The sequence below is a fragment of the Thalassotalea sp. 1_MG-2023 genome, from assembly GCF_030546745.1.
Lineage (GTDB): Bacteria > Pseudomonadota > Gammaproteobacteria > Enterobacterales > Alteromonadaceae > Thalassotalea_C.
Genome location: NZ_JAUOPD010000016.1, coordinates 19,398 through 39,496 on the forward strand (window position 1 = coordinate 19,398; position 20,099 = coordinate 39,496).

The window sequence follows — 20,099 nt, forward strand, 5'->3', positions numbered from 1 at the left end:
CTACTGCCGCACAAATTTGTTTAACCAATATACCCGTAACGTTTACTTTTCTTTATCGTCAAATGGCAATAACAATGTTTTCATTGCTGGCCGAAGAGCAATTAAAATGCCTGTTTTATCGAGTGCGGGATTTAATACTCTTCGCAAAAGTAAACCTCCCATCATTGAAAACATGACTTCAATACGGGCATCAACTTCACGAGTTGATGCCGCTTGTAGTGACCCTCGTTCCCCGATTAGTAACTTACGCATTTCATTTCTTGCATGCGTGTCTGACTGCTGTAATAAACTTGCTATTTTATCATTGCGTGCCGCTTCCGATAGCATCTCTAAATGTAATGCCTTACAGTCAGTGTTGGTGTGACGTTCGACGCCTTCATCTAAGCTATCAATTAAAATCGTTGTTAAATCGCCTGGTTTATCACCAAACTCTTGGAACAATGAGATCATTTCTTCCATATCTCGTTGAATAATTGATTCAATAATCGCTTCTTTACTGGCAAAATAATTATATATATGGCCCGCGCTCATACCGGCTGTTTTTGAAATTTCAGCCATACCTGCACCATGATACCCCTTTCGTTTAAAGCATTCTGCCGCGGCGCATAACACTTGATTTCGTCTGGTTTCAGCTAACGCAGGATCAGCATGCTTTTTAGTTTTTGCGGTCATAATCACTCCACACTCTTACTTGCTTAAGTGATGCATAAGGTTATGCACCACTTAAATTACAAACTTATCTAATACTTTAATTTTGCATGCAGCCTACGCTGCATGCTTTCCAGGAAATACTCTTCTGACTAATACAAAGAACATCGGTACAAAAATAACAACTAATATTGATGATGCTAAGGTTCCTCCAATGACAGAAATACCTAACGCATTTTGCGCACCAGAGCCAGCACTTGAAGCTATTGCCAGTGGTAAAACTCCACATATAAATGCCATAGATGTCATCAATATAGGCCTTAAACGCAATCGAACAGCATTAATGGCAGCTTCTACAAGAGGCATACCTTCATCCATTTTATGAATAGCAAATTCAACAATGAGAATCGCATTTTTTGATGCTAACCCAATCGTGGTCAATAAACCTACTTGCAAATAAATATCATTAGATAACTGAGCTGTGAACGCAGCGACTGCTGCACCAAAAACACCTAACGGTACAATTAACATCACCGCGGCCGGCACAGACCAACTTTCATATAATGCCGCTAAACATAAAAACACGACTAATAACGATAATGCGTAGAGCAACGGAGCTTGCCCGCCACTTAAACGTTCTTCATATGAAATACCGGTCCACTCAAAAGCAATACCAGGTGGTAATTGTTCAACTAATCGTTCGATTTCATCCATTGCCTGGCCAGTACTATAACCTGGCGCTGCAGAGCCTTGTATTTCCATCGCTGAAAGTCCGTTATAACGCTCTAATCGTGGTGAACCATAAGTCCAATACGAACGTGCTATCGCAGTGAAAGGCACCATTTTACCTTCGTCATTACGAACATACCATTGATTGATATCTTCCGGCACCATACGCGCTTCAGCAACACCTTGTAAATACACCTTTTTTACTCGCCCGCGATCAATAAAGTCATTCACATAACGACCACCCCACGCAGTAGATAAAGTATTATTAATATCTGCTTGCTTAACGCCTAATGCTTGGGCTTTAGCTAAATCTATATCAAGTTGTAATTCTGGTTTGTCTTCTAAGCCATTCGGGCGAACACCCGCTAAAATTGGGCTTTTTGCGGCCATACCTAAAAGCATATTTCTTGCATTAAGTAATTTTTCATGACCTAATCCAACGCGATCTTGCAAAAACAAAGTAAAACCATTGGCTGTTCCTAATTCAACAACCGCAGGGGGTGGGAATGCAAAAACAAATGCCTCTTTTATTGTAGAGAAGTATCCCATGGCTTTTCCTGCCACCGCACCAACAGATAAGTCAGGACGTTGACGCTCATCCCAGTGTTTAAGGTTAACAAACCCAATAGCAGCATTTTGACCAGAGCCAGCAAAGCTAAACCCTGCAACACTAAAAATTGAATTAACCGCTTCAGACTGATCTTCTAAAAAGTGGCGTTCCATTTTTTCAACCACTGCTAAAGTTTGTTCGGTCGTCGCACCTGCAGGTAAGCTAACCTGGTTAAATAAAATCCCCTGGTCTTCATTAGGCAAAAACGCTGAAGGAAGTTGGGAGAAAATATAAATCATGCCGCCAACAATTAATCCGTAGCACAATAAGTAACGCTTACTTTGTTTGATCATTCGACCTACAAAGCCTTGTGCACCATTATTTGTTTTATCGAAACCTCTATTAAACCCTGTGAAAAATCGCCCTATCAAAGAGGAGTTATTATGCACATGACTAGGTTTTAACATAGTTGCACACAATGCAGGAGTTAGAATTAATGCGACTAACACAGACAAGCTCATAGCAGTCACTAACGTAATGGAGAACTGTCGATAGATTACCCCGGTAGAACCAGCAAAAAAGGCCATTGGGATAAACACCGCAGATAAAACCATAGCGATACCAACCAATGCTCCTTTAATTTCATCCATTGACTTTCGTGTGGCTTCAAGAGGTGACAGCTTTTCTTCTGTCATCACTCGTTCTACGTTTTCTACCACAACAATTGCATCGTCTACTAATAAGCCGATCGCAAGCACCATGGCAAACATGGTTAGGGTATTAATCGAGTAGCCAAATACTTGCAAGATAGCAAAGGTACCTAGCAACACCACAGGAACAGCAATTGTTGGGATCAATGTTGCACGAAAGTTTTGTAGGAAGAGATACATAACTAAAAATACTAAGATCACCGCCTCAATCAGCGTACTTACAACTTTTTCAATCGATAATGACACAAAAGGCGTGGTGTCGTATGGAATGACACTTTCTAACCCTTCTGGAAAAAAAGGTGCTAACTCGTTCAACGCATCTTTAACCCCTTGGGCTGTATCAAGTGCATTGGCACCACTGGCAAGTTTTATACCTAAACCTGTTGCGGGATTACCGTTAAAGCGAGCTACCACACCGTAGTTTTCACCACCAAGCTCCACGGTTGCTACATCTGATAAACGAACAACAGAACCATCTGCGTTGGTTTTCACAAAAATATCACGAAACTGTTCTGGGGTTTGTAAGCGGCTTTGCGCCGTAACGGTTGCATTTAACTGCTGACCAGAAACCGCAGGTAACGCGCCTAGCTGCCCTGCCGATACTTGCGCATTTTGCGCTTGAATTGCAGCGCTAATGTCTCCTGGTGTCAATTGATATTTGTGCAGCATTTCAGGTTGAAGCCAAATACGCATTGCATATTGAGAGCCAAATAACTGAACTTCACCCACGCCATTAACGCGTGAAATAATATCTTGTACATTAGATGCCACATAGTCGCCTATGTCGATATTATTCATACTGCCGTCTTTAGATACAAACCCTAACACCATTAAGAAGTTTCGTGCTGATTTTGCAACGGTTACACCTTGTCGCTGTACTTCCTCAGGTAACAAAGGTGTTGCTAACGACAACTTATTTTGCACTTGGACTTGTGCAATATCTGGGTCAGTATCAGCATCAAACGTTAAGGTAAGTGTTGCTGCACCATTAGACTCTGAGGTTGATGACATATATAACAAACCATCTAAGCCTTTCATCTTTTGTTCGATAACTTGGGTAACTGTATCTTCCAGAGTACGTGCTGAAGCACCAGGATAAATAGCCTGTATGCTGATCGCAGGTGGTGCTATCGATGGATATTGCGCGATGGGTAGACTTTTAATGGCTAAAATACCTGCAAGCATAACCACAATAGCAAGTACCCATGCAAAAATAGGTCTGTCGATAAAAAAGCGTGACATATTACTTCTCCGCTATGGTGCGCTGTTTGAAGATTGTGCTGGAACGGGTGTTACAGGAGCACCACTACGTACTTTCTGTAAACCTTCTACAATGACTTTATCACCGTCAGATAAGCCCTCACTGACTAACCATTGCGACCCCATTGTTCTATCAACCACTAACACGCGAGGCTCAACGGTATTTTCTTTACTGACAACTAATGCTGTAGGTTGGCCTTTTGCGTTTCGGCTAATACCACGCTGTGGTGCCAATATCGCATTTTGTTTGACTCCTTCAACAATAACAGCTCGTACGTACATGCCCGGTAAGAGTAGTTTATCTGGGTTAGGAAACTCAGCACGTAAAGATACAGAGCCAGTGCTAGGGTCAACGGTTACTTCTGAAAACTTTAACGTACCAGTATGCGCATATGTACTACCGTCTTCTAACAGTAACTCAACTGAAGAATGCAAATCAGCATCGCGTGATAATTTTCCGCTAGCTATCGCTTGTTTTAACCGTGTTAACTCGTTACTTGATTGCGTTAAATCAACATAAATAGGGTCAAGTTGGGTTACCGTCGCTAGTGCAACAGATTGATTTGCATTGACCAAAGCCCCTGCCGTTACATTAGATTTTCCAATCTGACCACTAATTGGCGATAACACCTTGCTATAATTTAAATTAATTTGTGCCGTTTTAAGTTGTGCTTTTGTGGTTAATAAATCAGCATTAGCGCTTTTGAACGCAGCATCGGCTTCATCATATTCTTGTTGGCTTACTGCTTTAGTCTTTAGCAAGTTTTTATAACGCTGCAATTTTGCTTTAGTATTTGCAATATTGGCTTCTGCTTTTTTAATTGCCGCTTCACTTGTGGCAACTTGTGCTTCAAAAAGAGCAGATTCAATTTGATAAAGCGCTTGCCCTTCTTCAACTTCAGCACCTTCAGTAAAAAGTCTGCTTTGTACAATACCATTAACTTGCGGACGTATTTCAGCGATTTGCGAAGCCACAACACGACCAGGTAACTCTTTAGTCAGGGTGACACTTTTACTGCTCAAGGTAACAACACCAACAGGTATTGCTTGTGCTGTTCCGGCACTTGACTTGGCCTGTTCATCTTGCCCACAACCAGTGAAAAGGGCCGTTGTTACAACAACCGAAAAAATATAAAAAAGAACTCTAATTCGTTGCATGGTGTTACCTTAAACTTAGAATGAACGATCATTCTAAAACAAAATTTAGCAAAACTAAACACTTTCTATGCTTTTAAATGTTTAGTTTTGTATTTATAACGCTTTAAATGGCAACTATATTTAATTGCAAATCAACAGGCAATCAAATATAGTTGCAAATAACAATGCAACTTAATATAGTTGCCTTGTACGAATAGTGAGGTAATAAATGATCGCAGTACTGACCGGTGACCTAGTAAATTCAAGTAAAATGTCTACTACGACTTATTCTCAAGTTGTAGACCATTTAAACGATTTACTACAAGATTCACAAAAAAAATATCAGGCTAGTGGTGAAATATATCGTGGCGATGAGTTCCAAATACATTACCCAGAGCCTATTGATGCATTAAAAAGTACCCTGTTAATCAAACTTGCATTGCATATCGCCCAATACGTTGATAAACCAATACAATGCACACTGTCTTTGGCATACGGCAGCTATGAAAACTATAAAAACAAGCCCAATACTTCTTCAGGTCCTGTTTATATTGCATCTGGAAGAATGTTAGCAAAAACACCTAAAGGTGATTTATCGTTAAGTGTTGAACAAACAGCATCAGCAGCTCAATTAACGTTACTCACAACATTTTTGAGCCACTTGATCAATAAATTAACAAAAACCCAAGCATCTCTATTGTATCAATACATAGAGAGTGACTTCACTGAACATAGAAAACTAGCAAAAATAACAAACACTTCCCGACAAAACATTAGTAACCGCTTAGCGAATATTGGCGGGCACCTTGTGAGAGATTACATGCAGTTTATTCATCAAGAGGTTTTACAGTTCAAGGAATTTAAATAATGGAAATATTGCTTTTATTACTTACGGCCCACTTTATAGGGGATTTTTATTTACAACCCACAGAGTGGATTTCTTGTCGTAATCAACACCATTACGCCTCTAAAGGACTAAAAAAACATTGCTTAGTACATACGCTATTAAACGCGCTTACCCTTTTCATACTTAACATAGCGATTATACCCGCAGTTATATCTATTATCGTTATTACGCTTTCTCATGCCATCGTTGATCTGTGGAAGTCATACCGACCAAACACACTCGGATATTTTTTACTTGATCAAGGCATTCACCTCACTATTATTGGTTTAATCTCAGCTTATTTAAATGAGATCACTTTATTACAGTTACTACAATTTGCTACAGAACAATTAAGCGCAGCAAATATTATTATTGTTATGGCCTATTTAGTAGCGTGTAAACCCGCTTCCATCATTATTTCTTTAGCCTTGAAAAGACATACGGAAACCTTACTAGAAACCAATAAAAACGCTGAAAGTAATAACACAGGGCTTATTTCAGCTGGCGCTTGGATAGGGTATCTTGAACGTTGTTTAGCAATTTCATTTATGTTTACAGGGCAATTTATTGGTATTGGTTTTTTAGTGGCAACTAAAACCATATTTCGCTTTGGTGATCTCACGAAAAGCCACGACATGAAACTCACAGAATATATGTTGTTAGGTACGTTATTAAGTTATGCCATTGCATTTTTAATTGGTTGGAATGCCATTGAAGTTTATCAATGGCTAAATTAAGCGGTTGATTGTTGTTGCTGAGCAGAAAAAAGAAAACGATATAATAAGTAAACGGGCAATAACATCACGAGTTCACCTAGCAAGATCCCTATTGTAACTTGTGCATTCATGGCACCAGCCTGAATGGTTGACCATACCAATTTATACAAGGCCCAGTCAGTGTAAAGTGTCGGGTTAAATTGATACACTTCTCGATAAATGGTCATCAGTATCATAGGCTTTATTAATTGCAGTGCTACAAAGGTAGAGCCGCATAGAAATACATTTGCCCAATAATGCTTTCTTTGTGTGATACCTGCCATCAAATCCCTCAAGTTATTTTAACGTGAAGACTACAAGGTACGATGCCTAGTAGCCTATTTATTCTTTACAATAAGTTAAACCAATTAATTGGGTTGTAAATAACCAGGTGCAAAACACCCTCTACTTCCCATTTGTGCTAAAGTTGTTTTTTACTACCATCAGCTAGTAAACGATAAAACAAACTGTCTTTGATTAACAGTCCTTCTGAACTTCTAGGTGGAAAATGTGTTTCATAATCGCTTGGGTGTCTAACATCAATAGCAACAACTTTGCCTTGATAGAGCTCTTGAACTTGCCATTGAATAGTGTGACCAACAATCACAGCTTTTGCTGAAAATTTATCTAATCCTTGCTGCACTTCTTGCTGGGTTAAATCATCTTTGAAATAGCCGCGATACCAAGAAGGCCCCGTTTTATTAGAGACTAAAAAGTCATCATCTGTTGCATGTAAACGCGTGAAAAATGGTTTGCGATAATGTGCTCTAACTATTTGATTTATCTTTTCTAAACTATAGTCAAACTCACTCAATTTAGGGTGTATCCCACCATGTACAAACAAGTAACCATTAATTTTTTCTACGCTATTTTTACTAGCAAGCCACTGACCAATAAACGAGTTATCATCATAAAGCTCTGCCTGTGTTTTGCCTAACATGGCTGCAATATAAAGATATTTTTGTGATGCACTATAGAAGTTAGCCTGTAAGTTTTTTATTTCATGATTACCTAAAATATAGTGTACATGGCCCCCTTGTTTTTTCGCTTCTTGCTCTAATTTATAAATTAGCCACAACACCTGTGTTACTGAGTTTCCACGATCAACAAAGTCGCCAACCAACACTAAATGCCCTTGACCAAATTGCCATGTTAAAGCACTATCAATAACATTGTGAGCAAGCAAAAAATCACGAAACGCCTTATAACCCCCTTCTATATCTGAAATTGCTAACATGGGTTTGTTATCTTGATATGTAGATGGTGGTACTTCAATACGAGGGTTTATCGTGATAGGAATTTCCTGCTGTTCTAAAGGGAAATAAGCCATTGCTTTAATATCCTCATTGACAGAGTATTGTTGGCTATCACGATAAAAACCGCCAGATTCTTTGCTTCCTCTAACATAATTTACCGTTAAGGTTTGCTCATCAATAAAAATATGAGGCCCTTCCTTATCTAGCGTGTAAGCCAAACGATTTTCGTTAAAGTGTGCTTCGGCACCATGATAGATACCGATCGCTACAATCAGTGAGAACACAAGAATAAAGGTGACAAAAAAATGTTTAAGATTTGTTTTTAATACGTTGAACATATGAGCTCCTTTTGTCGAAGATTACATTTAATCTTCAAATCGTAAATTTTAGACACGGCTTAGCCGCATCACAGAGTCATAACTCTGTGATCGATAAATAAATAACGCTTGAAGTAGTGGTTACGCGATTATTCGTTTTAACGCTGCTAATATTTTTGTGGTTAAACGAGCGATAAATCCACCTGATAATAAGGCGATGGGAATAAGCCAATAACCAAAAATCTCTCCTGATTGTGGAATACTATGCTCAGAAAAAGTGATAGTAATACTATTTCCTTGCGAAGCTGACCAAACGCCAACCGCTTCAGGCATCACTAATTTGCATAAGCCGACAACAATTAAAAATAGTGAAATGCCATAGCCAACAAAAGCCATTGAATAAAATAAGCTTTTTGTCACGCCCCGCTTTACTGTTTGTATCGCGTTAAAACCTTCAGGTGGTGGCGCACCATTTACCACGTGTTCAATATATTGCTGCGCTAATAGCCTAGGGTCACCAAAACCGTCAAGAATAGCTTGTGCACTTGAAGGCTTACCTTGCTGCTGTTGTAATTCAAGCGCATCGTAAAGATGACTTTCTATTTCTCGGATCACATCGTTTGCGTCATTTTTATCTAATCGTGATAAATAAATAGATAATGACTTTAAATATTGGTTGATCAATTCTCGTTCAGACATATTATTTTCCTTGCGCTTTATTTACAGAAGCAGGTTGTGCAATTAATGACTCAATATCTTGTACCGACTGGCGCCACCGACTGGCTAATGCAGATAGTTTTTCTTCGCCTTGAGTCGTTAAGTGATAATACTTTCTTGGTCGTGTTTCCCCCTCTTGATGCCACGTAGCCTGTATTACACCGTCGCGCTTTAAACGATCGAGTAATGGATAAAGCGTACCTTCAGTTATTTGCATCGTTTCATAGCCATGCAAAAGTTTAAGTAGTTCTAATCCGTACAATTCTCGCGCCTTTAGTGCCGCAAGTATCACTAGCTCTAGCGTACCTTTACGCAGCTGAACATCCCATTTTTCATTCACTTTATCTCCAGTATCTTTCACAGCTCACCTTCCCATATCATGGCATATGAATTATGCATAACATCACACCTTGCAGTACATAGTATACAACTATAACACACATACTATGTACTACAAGGTATATTTTTAGCTCATAAAAATTGTACTGATAGGCAAGAAACTAAACGATGATTAACAATTAAAGAAAAAATTAACTTGCTAAGTAGCAGATTTTAAAATGTTTATTATACTAATATTCACAATGGAATGACTGAGTGACCAAACGTGTTAAGTATTTTTAAAAACCATAATGATGATATAGTAACCGCTATTAATAAATGCCAAGCAGTAATTGAGTTTGATTTACAAGGAAAGATAAAAAACGCAAATAATAACTTTCTATCACTAATGGGCTATCAAAAACAGGAAGTAATTGGTAAACACCATTCAATGTTTATTGATCAAAAAACCGCACAAAGCAATGAGTATCAACAGTTTTGGCAACAGCTACGACAAGGAAAGCCACAAACAAATCAATTCAAGCGTATTACTAAATCTAAAGAAGAAGTGTGGATTCAAGCGTCATACACACCAATCATTCATCAAAATAAAGTGCAGCGAATCATCAAGTTTGCGTCAGATATTACTGAACAAGTGATTAAGAACGCGAGTAATCAATCACAAATTAATGCTATTCACAAAGCTCAAGCTGTTATTGAATTTACCTTAGCTGGCGAAATTGTTGACGCTAATGAAAATTTTTTATCATTAATGGGTTACCAACTATCTGAAATCAAGGGTAAACACCATCGTATTTTTGTTGATCCGAACGAAGCAAGTTCATCAAGTTACGCCCAGTTTTGGGAGTCATTACGCAATGGCAATATTCAAACGGCAGAATACCAACGGTTTACCAAACATCATGAACCTGTATGGATACACGCAACCTATAACCCAATATTAGATCCTTCAGGCAATGTCATAAAAATAGTGAAATTTGCCAGTGATATTTCAGCACAAGTTGAACAGCGAAAAGAATTCTCAATGCTATCTGTTGTCGCTAATCAAACCAGTAACGCTGTACTCATTACAGACAAAGACAGGCGAATAAAATATGCAAATGAAGGCTTTACACAAATGTTAGGCTATTCAGAACAAGAAGCATTGGGTCATACGGTTAAAGAATTAATAACTGGCAATTATACTGACGAATCAACGCTTTCCCGAATAACAGCAGAACTTGAGGCACCTAATGCCTTTTATGATGAAATTCAGGTACATGATAAATACGACAATCCTAGTTGGGTTTCGGTGACCAGCAACCCTATTTTAGACGAAAACAATATTCATACGGGCTTTATGGCCATTCTAGCCAACATTGATAAAGTAAAAACAAGCGCATTAGAATTTGAAACACGGTTCAATGTTATTTGTCAGTCATTGCTTTTTGTTGAGTGGGATGCAAATAAAAACCTGCTCAATAGTAATCATTTACTACAAAAATTTGCCAACATCAGTAAAGAAAACGAGCAAGCAAGCCTAGCTAATTTAGATTCTTTAATCAGTCTAGAAGAATTAACCAAGCTTGCTGATGACACCACAATAATTAAAGAATTCGATTTAGCCATATCAGGTAGTAACCGAGTCATAGGCTTAGCTGCAACGTTTGCCGCTATAAAAGACGTACACGGTGATATCCGAAAATATGTCATGTTTGCAAACGATGTGAACAATAGGCGGCAAGTTGTCAATAAAAGTGAAGATGTTACGAATGGTTTAATTAGTTCAGGCAATAGCATTTCAAAAATGGTAGAGACCATTAACGCTATTGCCGAGCAAACGAATTTACTTGCGTTAAATGCTGCCATTGAAGCTGCACGTGCTGGCGATGCTGGTCGAGGGTTTTCAGTTGTTGCGGATGAAGTAAGAAACTTAGCACAAAAAGCCAGTACCAGTGCTGACGAAATAAACCAAGTTGTGGCTAAAAACCAACAACTCGTGAACGAGTTATCAGATGAGATAGCTAAATTGAAGAAAAATTAACATCACATCTGACATAATCTTATTATCACAACCAAGATGAAAATTACGTTACATATCACATGGCAACGTAATTTTTTTTGGTTACACAGAAGCTAAGATATGCGTTAACATAGCCAGCTGATAATATGCTCCACCCAAAAGCCTCTTACATGAATAGCAACCACGGCAAACAAAGAAAACATAAACACTCACCGCAAAAATCAATGTTATCGTTAGTAACATTAACACTATTAACCTTAATAGCTTTTGCTGGAAACTCAGTGTTATGTCGACTCGCAGTAAAAGAAGGCTATATTGACCCAGCAAGCTATACCAATATTAGACTTATTGCTGGTGTGATCGCCTTATGGTTAATTTTCGTTTTTACCCATAAACCCGCAACATTGACCGTAAATAAAAATAATTGGTTAGGTGGTGTAAGTTTGTATTTATACGCGATCACGCTTTCTTACGGTTACTTAACGGTAGAAACAGGCATTGGTGCGGTTGTACTTTTTGGTGCGGTTCAAGTGACTTTAGTGTTATTTTCTTTTATTAAAGGCCACAAAATTAAATTATTAGAATGGTTAGGATTGCTTATTGCCTTCATAGGCTTTGTTTATTTAATGGCAGATGAATTAGGACAACCCTCATTAATTGGCTTAATTTTGATGACCATTTCAGGGGTAACTTGGGGAATATATACGCAATCAGGTTTAAATGGCATTGCACCAATTCACAATACAACGGCAAACTTTACTTGCACGATACCCCTTATTTTAATTTCTATGTTCTTGCTCACCACTGAAGTATCAATGAGTTTTCAAGGTGTTATGTTGGCAATAAGTTCGGGGGCTGTTACCTCTGCAATAGGTTATGCACTCTGGTTTAAAATATTACCCTACTTCACTTCTATTCAAGCCGGTGTGATACAACTACTCGTACCGATTGTTGCCGCTATCGGAGGTGTAATGTTTGTTAATGACGCCGTTACTGTAAAACTGTTTATCGCCTCAATATTAGTATTAGGCGGTGCAGCTCTTGTCACATATGGGAAGCAACGAGTTTAGTCTTGTCATTGCTAAGCTTTAACTCCGTTAATGTAATTAACTTATCTATAAAAGAGGCGAAGTAGCATTAAAAAACAATACTGTGATTAAACAAAAAATAGCAGTGTTATTGTCCAAGTAGAGGAAGATGCTTTATCTGTTGATAAGTTAAACCTAATCTTAAGCATTGGGACAGCACATGTTTAGGTAAAGGGGATGAACGTTTTAGTACAATGGCGCGATTCCCCTGAAATTCAAGCTCATTGGCATATAGTTCGCGAAACGTTGCAATTAATTTAGTGTTACAATTGAAAAAAAGATAATAATTCTCCGGCGTTTTATCTTTCCAGTCCATTCGAATTGGGCTACCTGATTTCACTGAATAACTTGGCTCTCCCCATTTAAGTGATTCGGTCACATCCCCTAAAACGTGCGTTGATGCCAATTGTAAAATCATTGAGCGAATTTCAATAAGTAATGCATTAATATCATCAGGATAACTATCAAATTTATCTTTTACCTTCTGTTCCATCATTGCGGCACCTATAAAATCTTCCTTCATTATCAACTCACCTACTCATTACTGTTTTGTTAACCTATTCGCCCAATTGCCGCCATGTTGAGCCTCACACCATTGCTCAGTATCGAAAGATACATGTTTAGTGATATTTTTTACCTTAATATCGGTATTCATAAGCTCAGTGTGAATAAGCGACTCTAGTGATTTACTTTGTTCTGAACCGCGATAAGCTTGCAAGTTGTCACTGGTATCAAACACACAAATAATCTGTAAACTCTGCGGGAAATTAGCATAATTAACTTTATGCGTTAACCACATAAAACCAGTGATTTCTTTTAGCGCCCTTTCGCACACATCAGTTAAACAATTGCGGAGTTGGTTTTCTATTTTTTTATCTATTTTACGCATAATCTTGCTATTGATGAGTTTAGAAAGCTAGATTAACACTTTCTCTTCACCAACCTAAAGCCTCAATGATTAATTTAAATTTTCCCATAAATTCTTTATAAATTTTCGGTTGTTCGCCTCAATTACTGCGCAATTTGACTAATTAATATAGTTAAATATGAGTGGTTGTGTATGCTGATATCATATCAAAATAATAAGGATACATTGTGAACGTTCGTTTATTAACAGCTTTGTCGTTGATACTATTTTTAGCACAACCTGTACAAGCACAAAACACTTCAAAAATTCAACTTAAAGCTGACAACCTAGTTGTCACCAAGCACACCACGAAGATCAAAGGAAAAACAGTTGATTACACTGCCACAACAGGCACTCAACCTGTTTGGGATAAGGACGGCAATCCAACAGCTAGTCTGTTTTATACCTATTATCAACGCAGTAACATAAAAGATCTGGCATCACGCCCATTGTTAATTTCTTTTAATGGGGGCCCTGGCTCAGCCTCTGTGTGGATGCATGTAGCCTACACGGGTCCAAAGGTGTTAAATGTTGATAACGAAGGTTATCCTCTGCAGCCTTATGGTGTGAAAACTAACCCGTATTCTGTATTAGATGTTGCCGACATTGTGTTTGTAAACCCTGTTAATACTGGGTTTTCTCGCGTGTTACCGAACGCTGAAGGTAAATTACCAAGCCGCGACAAACAAAAATCAATGTTTTTTGGTGTCAATGCAGACATAAAATATTTAGCACAATGGGTTGAAACGTTCGTTAGTCGTAATAACCGTTGGCGTTCACCTAAATATCTCATTGGTGAAAGTTACGGAACCACACGTGTATCAGGGTTAGCGCTTGAATTACAAAATCGCCAATGGATGTATTTAAATGGCGTAATTTTAGTGTCTCCAACGGGTATTGGTATCAAACGCGACGGCCCAGTTAAAGCAGCAAACCGTTTACCCTACTTTGCCGCTGCAGCTTGGTACCACAAAGCATTATCAAATGAGTTACAACAAAAAGACTTACTTGAGCTTTTGCCTGAAGTTGAAGAATTTACTATAAATAAATATATACCAGCACTCGCAAAAGGTGGTTTTATCGACGCAACTGATAGACAAAACATCGCGCAACAAGTTGCCAAGTATTCGGGCTTAACGGTTGAAGAAGTGCTCAACAACAATATGGACATCAACCCATCTTATTTCTGGAAAGCATTATTACGAGACAAGAAGCAAACGATTGGCCGTTTAGATTCTCGCTATTTAGGTATCGATAAAAAAGCGAGTGGTAGTCGTCCTGATTATAGTGCTGAGTTAACGTCGTGGTTACACAGTTTTACGCCAGCAATAAATTATTATTTGCGTGAGGAATTAGGCTATAAAACCGATTTAAAATACGCCATGTTTGGCGACGTCCATCCATGGGATAGAACAAACAACAATACCGGTGAAAATTTACGTCAAGCAATGGCACAAAATCCTTATTTGAATGTTATGGTTCAATCTGGCTATTATGATGGTGCAACAAATTATTTTGACGCCAAATACACCATGTGGCAATTAGACCCAAGTGGTCAAATGAAAGATAGGTTATCGTTTAAAGGCTATCGAAGTGGTCATATGATGTACTTACGCTATGACGATTTAAAACAATCAAATCAAGATGTTCGTGAATTTATCAACAATAGTATTCCAGCAAAAGATAAAGCGGCTAAGTATAATTTAAGGCCATAAATATCATTTTGTGGTTAGGGAGCTTACCTCCCTAACCTTCTATAAATAACTAAATATCGCTTAAGCAAGCACATATCTATATTGCAGGGTTTCTATACAACTCATGGTGCAGCACGTTGTTTAATTTTCATCAAAGCGGTCAAAGTTATTATATTCAATAATTTCAGCAAGTTCTTCACCGTATTCACTGCCCTTTTCTGAGTAACTATCAAGTTTAGCAACGAGTTTAAATGGGTCATCTGAGGTGTAATTTAACTGTCTAAATTCACTAAATGCACGCCCCCTGCCTAACGTACGATAATAATCAAAAACGGCATCTTCAATGGTCGAATATTTTTTTACCCAGATGGTTTTATCTCCACGTTTTTGCAACGCAGCGATACGCGGTTCATCGTCGTTAAACGACCAAACACCAAAGACATTATTTGCTTGACGAAAAAACCGAGAGGTCGCCCATGAACTTTCCATTGCAGCTTGAGCAATAGCGATACTTTTTGGGTGCGGCTTTAGTGCTATCAGTAACTCTTCATCTGAGGTAACTTTATATTCATCTTTAAGAGAATCGATGCGCTCGTGATTTTGCCCTTTCTCAATCATCGCTTGAATAGTTTCATAACGCGTTTGTAACTTAGCGTAAACAGTATCTACAGCAGGTAAAATCAAAGAAATGAACCTCGCTTTTTTCTCTTTTACCGTCATTGGCGGTAATGGTTCGTCTTTTTGCTGGCTATAATAAAAAATTATTGCCAATACACACAGTAATAATGTAATAACAGCAACCATGGTTGCGCGGTATTTTAACAACATTAAACACTCCTATATGGCTTAGAATAATTATTTAAAACGCTCACCAACTAAACAGGTACTCTGTAAGCGTAGCAGTCCTGAGCACTTGAATACAGTGAAAAGAGCAACACGCTAGAACATGTGTCATTCTGATTTAATTGAATTTTTTACTTTATAGGGTATTAGGCGCGTGAAATGCGGCTTTTAGCAATGATTTTATTTCTGTATTGACCAGGGCTTATGCCAAGAATATCTCTAAATTGATGATTAAAGTGTGCTTGATCATAAAATCCTGCCAAGTAGCCAATATCGGTAAGGCTCACATCAAACAATTGCGTTTTTAATAAATGTCTCGCGTATTGATTTTGTCTGAGCCGACTATATTGCTTTGGTGCCAATCCTAAATGTTGTTTAAACAATCGATCGAGCTGACGTTGACCTAAACATAACGCGTCATTTAACACAGAAATGGGTTTCAAGCCATTATTCGCATCAATCCAATTTATCGCAAACGCTAACCGATTATCTATTTGACCTGACAACAACTTATTTTGCTTTTGCATAGTTATAAGGTGAGAAAACAAATGATATTCAATAGCAGCAATCCATTGTTCAACCGAAGAACTCATCATAAGCTCATTCATTAATTGATCGCACAGCCTCGCTAATAAAATATCTTCAGGAAGAATCGTAACACTTTCAATTTCAGTCAGCGGTAAACCAAAAAACTGATGCCCGGCTCCAGGATGAAAACGAATACCAAATGCTTCTACGCTACCTAACCCGTTAAAATGTACTGATTTACGATTAGGACCAATAATGGAGCAACCTTGTTTTAACAAAAAGTCGCCAATCATGATCGGATTTGCCAGATTAAAAATAATACCGCTGCCACCTTCTGGATGCATATACTCATCGTCATTGCCTACGTGGTCTTCTTTACGCACCATATACCAGTAGCATTGCACTAACGTTGCTAATTTAGCGGTAGGGGCATAACGTTGGAAGTAAGACGCAGAAGATGTTGCCATAACATTCGGTATTTTAAATTGAGTCACTGCAGTATATCAAAGATGAACATTGACACAAATTCAGCACTAAGCGCTCAAGCATGTCGAAAAATTACAATCTTAATGCTCATTCATACCCTATGATTTTTACCTTTACAACATAGAGGATAAATCAATGCCTATACATTTAAACTATTATCAAATCGCGCCTAAAGCAATTGCTGCACAACTTGGGCTAGAGCAATACCTATCGTCGGCAGATGTCAGCCCAAGTATTAGCAAAACGTTACTAGAACTAATAAAAATACGGGTATCGCAAATTAATCAGTGCGCGTACTGCATTGATATGCATACTAAAGATGCACGGGCTAACGGAGAAAGTGAGCAACGTATCTTTGGGCTTAGTGCATGGGAAAGCGCCCCTTTTTACACCGAAGAAGAACGAGCAACGTTAGCCTGGTGTGAAGCGATTACTAAAGTAGCTCCTCATGAAGATTGCCATGCATTACTTAACACTATGCGTAATTTTTTTGACGATAAAACCATTGTTGATTTATGTATCGCGATTTGCAGTATCAATAATTGGAATAGAATTACGTTAGCCTTTGGAGCTGATGTAGGTAGTTATCAAGTTGGTCAATTTGAACAACACTCATCTTCTGTATCAACTTAACAGCTCTATGTGCTAGTTAATGGTTCTAAGCTTAGCTAGCACACTTCTAGGTAAGAATAACTTTCTGTTATAACATTAATTTATGCTGACTCTGCAAGGTACCTCCGAAATTCACGTTTTATAGCTAACTTAATAAATTTACATTCGTAAAAATAGCCACTTATTTAGCATAAATCGAGTATGAATATACCAGCTCACTTTTCTATGGTCGTACTACAAGAGCAAAACCTTCTGAACATCAGCATCATATAATCAAATTAACAATATTTGATCTTTGTATCTGTTAAATAACGCAAAAAACATGCTGTTGCTCGTCAAACAGTTAATTATCCTAGATAGTTTGATTATAATATCACACTAGTGTCTTTTGAACTTTCGCGTTTGTTTTTGCAGCAGTTTGTTGCTATTCAGACAAGACATTGCGATTCATGTGTGGTTATGCCACATGAAAAGGCAATAACAACGTATAAGGGCTAAAAACGTTGGCCTTTGGGTTCGTACAAAATTTAATCTCGAAGTTCAACAGGCGTTAATAATCACACATTTATTCTTCCTTTTTCTAGCGGTAATCTTAAATGAAAAAACAACTCTCTGCTGTTTCTTTAATAGCACTTTCAACTCACGCATTAGCAGATGTTTCAGGCCTCGAACATTTTGTTGTTTTAGGTAAGCGAGCCAATTTAATTGGCGAAACCATGTCAGCTTCGGAAGGTTTAGTTGGCTATGGTGATATTGAACGGCGTCCGATTTTACGTTCAGGTGAAATTTTAGAGTTTGTACCAGGCATGGTTGTAACGCAGCATAGTGGCTCTGGAAAAGCCAATCAATACTTCTTACGAGGCTTTAACCTAGATCACGGTACCGATTTTAGTACCTATATTGATGGTATGCCTATTAATATGCGCACACATGGTCATGGCCAAGGTTATGCAGATCTAAATTTTATCACTCCTGAATTCATTGAAAGTATTCATTACCAAAAAGGACCATATCAAACAGCGCAAGGCGACTTTTCTACCGCGGGTTCAGCGTATTTTGCATTAAAGTCTGATTTTATCAACCCATTCGCTAAAGTAGAATTAGGTCAAGATAGCTACCGTCGAGGCGTTATTGGTCAAAACATCAAAACAACCGAAGGTAACCTTGCTATTGGTGCAGAATGGCAACAATATGATGGCGCTTGGACTGATATCGATGAAAACATAAATAAAAAGAATGTGATGCTTCGTTACCAACAAAACATTCTTGATGGCACATTAAACCTGACATTTTTGGGTTACGAAAATAGTTGGAATTCCGCTGACCAAATCCCCACTCGTGCTGTCAACAGTCAGTTAATCGACGAATTAGGCTCAATTGACGACACCTTAGGTGGTGTATCTGATCGCTATAGTTTATCGATGAATTGGCGTAATCAGCAATGGGCTGCTTCTGCATACGCCATAGAAAGCTCATTAAACCTCTATTCTAATTTTACTTACTTTCTAGACGATCAAAATAATGGCGATCAATTTGAACAAGTTGACGATAGAAAAATATTTGGTGCCAGTTTAGTCAGACTCTTTAATCAGCAACAAGGTAATGCTCATATACATCATAGTGTTGGGCTCGATGTTAGATTCGATGACATTAACGAAGTCGGCCTTTATAAAACCAATGCCAGAAAAAGGTTATCTACGGTACGTACAGATACTGTTGAACAGTATTCCGTTAGCGGCTTTTATCAAGTTAACGCTGATATCAATGACAATTTATCAGTGAATGCTGGCGTGCGTCATGATTACATGAATGTTGACGTAAACAGTGATTTAACACTAAATAGTGGCGATAACAGCGACAGCATTACAAATTTCAAGGCTGGCCTGAGTTACCAATTTAATGAACAATGGCAAACCTATGCTAATTGGGGGCAATCATTTCATTCCAACGATGCTCGCGGGGCAACAATTAAAGTTGATCCAGTCACGAACGAAGCGGCAGAATCCGTAGATTTATTGGTGCAAGGGCAAGGCGCAGAGGTAGGGTTAAGAGTTGCAGAATATGAAAACTACAACGCATCTCTTTCACTTTGGTGGTTAGAAAACGACTCTGAATTAGTATTTGTTGGTGACGCGGGCAATACAGAAGCTAGCCGTGCATCTAAACGTTATGGTGCTGAATTTTCTGCACTATATTGGCTATCGTCAGAAATTGTGGCAGATATTGAACTTGCATGGACAAAATCACGCTTTACAGAAGACGAAGTGGGTGAAGGTAATTATATTGACGGTTCACTGCCTTTTGTTGCGAGTGTTGGACTGAATTGGCATATAAATGACAACTTCAACACAAGTTTGCGTTTAAGACATTTTGGTAAACGCACACTTGATAGTTATAACCACAATCAGTCAGACACATTCAGTGTTGTGAACATGAATGCACAATACTTATTGAACGATTGGAAATTCGGGATTTCAGTATTAAATCTGCTCGACAGCAATGATCATGATATTGATTATTTATATGAAAGTCGATTACCTGGAGAAAGCGATACCGGCGAAGAAGATATTCATTATCATCCAATAGAGCCTCGCACAATACGTGCAAGTGTTACCTATTTGTTTTAACACTTAGC

Annotated in this window: 18 protein-coding genes and 1 pseudogene; 8 read left to right on the forward strand and 11 right to left on the reverse strand. The window is 38.3% G+C overall.

Annotated elements, in window-relative coordinates:
* Nucleotides 1–42: 42 nt before the first annotated feature.
* The 3 genes from Q4489_RS12860 to Q4489_RS12870 all read right to left on the reverse strand — a co-directional run bounded on the left by Q4489_RS12860 (nt 43) and on the right by Q4489_RS12870 (nt 5,055).
* Nucleotides 43–672 (reverse strand): TetR/AcrR family transcriptional regulator, encoded by a 630-nt coding sequence (locus Q4489_RS12860; protein WP_303481004.1) that lies wholly within the window; start codon nt 670–672, stop codon nt 43–45.
* A 93-nt stretch (nt 673–765) separates the two neighbouring features.
* Nucleotides 766–3,879 carry an efflux RND transporter permease subunit gene (locus Q4489_RS12865; RefSeq protein WP_303481007.1) on the reverse strand — a complete coding sequence of 1,038 codons (3,114 nt, stop codon included), beginning with the start codon at nt 3,877–3,879 and terminating at the stop codon, nt 766–768.
* Between the two features lie 12 nt (nt 3,880–3,891).
* Entirely contained in the window at nt 3,892–5,055 is a 1,164-nt protein-coding gene (locus Q4489_RS12870) for an efflux RND transporter periplasmic adaptor subunit (protein ID WP_303481009.1), read from the reverse strand.
* Between the two features lie 208 nt (nt 5,056–5,263).
* Here Q4489_RS12870 and Q4489_RS12875 point away from each other — a divergent pair, with 208 nt between their 5' ends.
* Both Q4489_RS12875 and Q4489_RS12880 read left to right on the forward strand, forming a co-directional pair.
* Nucleotides 5,264–5,902, forward strand: coding sequence for a hypothetical protein (locus Q4489_RS12875; protein WP_303481011.1), 639 nt, complete (start codon nt 5,264–5,266; stop codon nt 5,900–5,902).
* Nucleotides 5,902–6,657: a DUF3307 domain-containing protein gene (locus tag Q4489_RS12880; RefSeq protein WP_303481014.1), complete on the forward strand. Its 756-nt coding sequence runs from the start codon at nt 5,902–5,904 to the stop codon at nt 6,655–6,657. The genes Q4489_RS12875 and Q4489_RS12880 overlap by 1 nt, the downstream gene beginning before the upstream one ends.
* On the opposite strand, the gene Q4489_RS12885 is transcribed toward Q4489_RS12880, so the two are convergent.
* From Q4489_RS12885 to Q4489_RS12900, 4 genes are all read right to left on the reverse strand, one after another.
* Nucleotides 6,654–6,959, reverse strand: a complete 306-nt coding sequence (locus Q4489_RS12885; RefSeq protein WP_303481015.1) for a hypothetical protein — start codon at nt 6,957–6,959, stop codon at nt 6,654–6,656. The two genes, Q4489_RS12880 and Q4489_RS12885, sit on opposite strands and share 4 nt — an antisense overlap.
* Before the next feature lie 137 nt (nt 6,960–7,096).
* Entirely contained in the window at nt 7,097–8,269 is a 1,173-nt protein-coding gene (locus tag Q4489_RS12890; RefSeq protein ID WP_303481016.1) for a metallophosphoesterase, read from the reverse strand.
* 120 nt (nt 8,270–8,389) lie between these two features.
* The gene (locus tag Q4489_RS12895; protein ID WP_303481017.1) at nt 8,390–8,947 is read right to left on the reverse strand and encodes a hypothetical protein; all 558 of its coding nucleotides are present in this window, start codon (nt 8,945–8,947) and stop codon (nt 8,390–8,392) included.
* A gap of 1 nt (nt 8,948) precedes the next feature.
* Complete coding sequence (locus Q4489_RS12900; protein ID WP_303481019.1) at nt 8,949–9,326, reverse strand: PadR family transcriptional regulator; 378 nt, start codon at nt 9,324–9,326, stop codon at nt 8,949–8,951.
* A gap of 243 nt (nt 9,327–9,569) precedes the next feature.
* Between Q4489_RS12900 and Q4489_RS12905 the strand changes: the two are divergent.
* From Q4489_RS12905 to Q4489_RS12915, 3 genes and pseudogenes are all read left to right on the forward strand, one after another.
* Nucleotides 9,570–10,670 (forward strand): annotated as a pseudogene (locus Q4489_RS12905) (PAS domain-containing protein); the annotation flags it as partial.
* A gap of 324 nt (nt 10,671–10,994) precedes the next feature.
* Nucleotides 10,995–11,327 (forward strand): methyl-accepting chemotaxis protein, encoded by a 333-nt coding sequence (locus Q4489_RS12910; protein ID WP_303481088.1) that lies wholly within the window; start codon nt 10,995–10,997, stop codon nt 11,325–11,327.
* 149 nt (nt 11,328–11,476) lie between these two features.
* On the forward strand, nt 11,477–12,376 hold the full coding sequence (locus Q4489_RS12915; RefSeq protein WP_303481021.1) for a DMT family transporter: 900 nt from the start codon (nt 11,477–11,479) through the stop codon (nt 12,374–12,376).
* 106 nt (nt 12,377–12,482) lie between these two features.
* Here the strand turns inward: Q4489_RS12915 and Q4489_RS12920 are convergent, their stop codons facing one another.
* On the reverse strand, nt 12,483–12,887 hold the full coding sequence (locus Q4489_RS12920; protein WP_303481090.1) for a DUF1801 domain-containing protein: 405 nt from the start codon (nt 12,885–12,887) through the stop codon (nt 12,483–12,485).
* A 48-nt stretch (nt 12,888–12,935) separates the two neighbouring features.
* Nucleotides 12,936–13,283 (reverse strand): Fis family transcriptional regulator, encoded by a 348-nt coding sequence (locus Q4489_RS12925; RefSeq protein WP_303481023.1) that lies wholly within the window; start codon nt 13,281–13,283, stop codon nt 12,936–12,938.
* Nucleotides 13,284–13,522: 239 nt separating this feature from the next.
* Between Q4489_RS12925 and Q4489_RS12930 the strand changes: the two genes are divergently transcribed.
* A complete protein-coding gene (locus Q4489_RS12930) occupies nt 13,523–15,016 on the forward strand; it encodes a S10 family peptidase (RefSeq protein ID WP_303481092.1) in 1,494 nt (497 codons plus the stop codon).
* A gap of 120 nt (nt 15,017–15,136) precedes the next feature.
* Here Q4489_RS12930 and Q4489_RS12935 read toward each other — a convergent pair whose 3' ends face one another.
* Nucleotides 15,137–15,823 (reverse strand): glucosaminidase domain-containing protein, encoded by a 687-nt coding sequence (locus Q4489_RS12935; protein ID WP_303481025.1) that lies wholly within the window; start codon nt 15,821–15,823, stop codon nt 15,137–15,139.
* A 161-nt stretch (nt 15,824–15,984) separates the two neighbouring features.
* Nucleotides 15,985–16,860, reverse strand: a complete 876-nt coding sequence (locus Q4489_RS12940; RefSeq protein ID WP_303481027.1) for a helix-turn-helix domain-containing protein — start codon at nt 16,858–16,860, stop codon at nt 15,985–15,987.
* 127 nt (nt 16,861–16,987) lie between these two features.
* Between Q4489_RS12940 and Q4489_RS12945 the strand changes: the two genes are divergently transcribed.
* The gene (locus Q4489_RS12945; RefSeq protein WP_303481029.1) at nt 16,988–17,485 is read left to right on the forward strand and encodes a carboxymuconolactone decarboxylase family protein; all 498 of its coding nucleotides are present in this window, start codon (nt 16,988–16,990) and stop codon (nt 17,483–17,485) included.
* Nucleotides 17,486–18,060: 575 nt separating this feature from the next.
* On the forward strand, nt 18,061–20,091 hold the full coding sequence (locus tag Q4489_RS12950) for a TonB-dependent receptor (protein ID WP_303481030.1): 2,031 nt from the start codon (nt 18,061–18,063) through the stop codon (nt 20,089–20,091).
* Nucleotides 20,092–20,099: the final 8 nt, after the last annotated feature.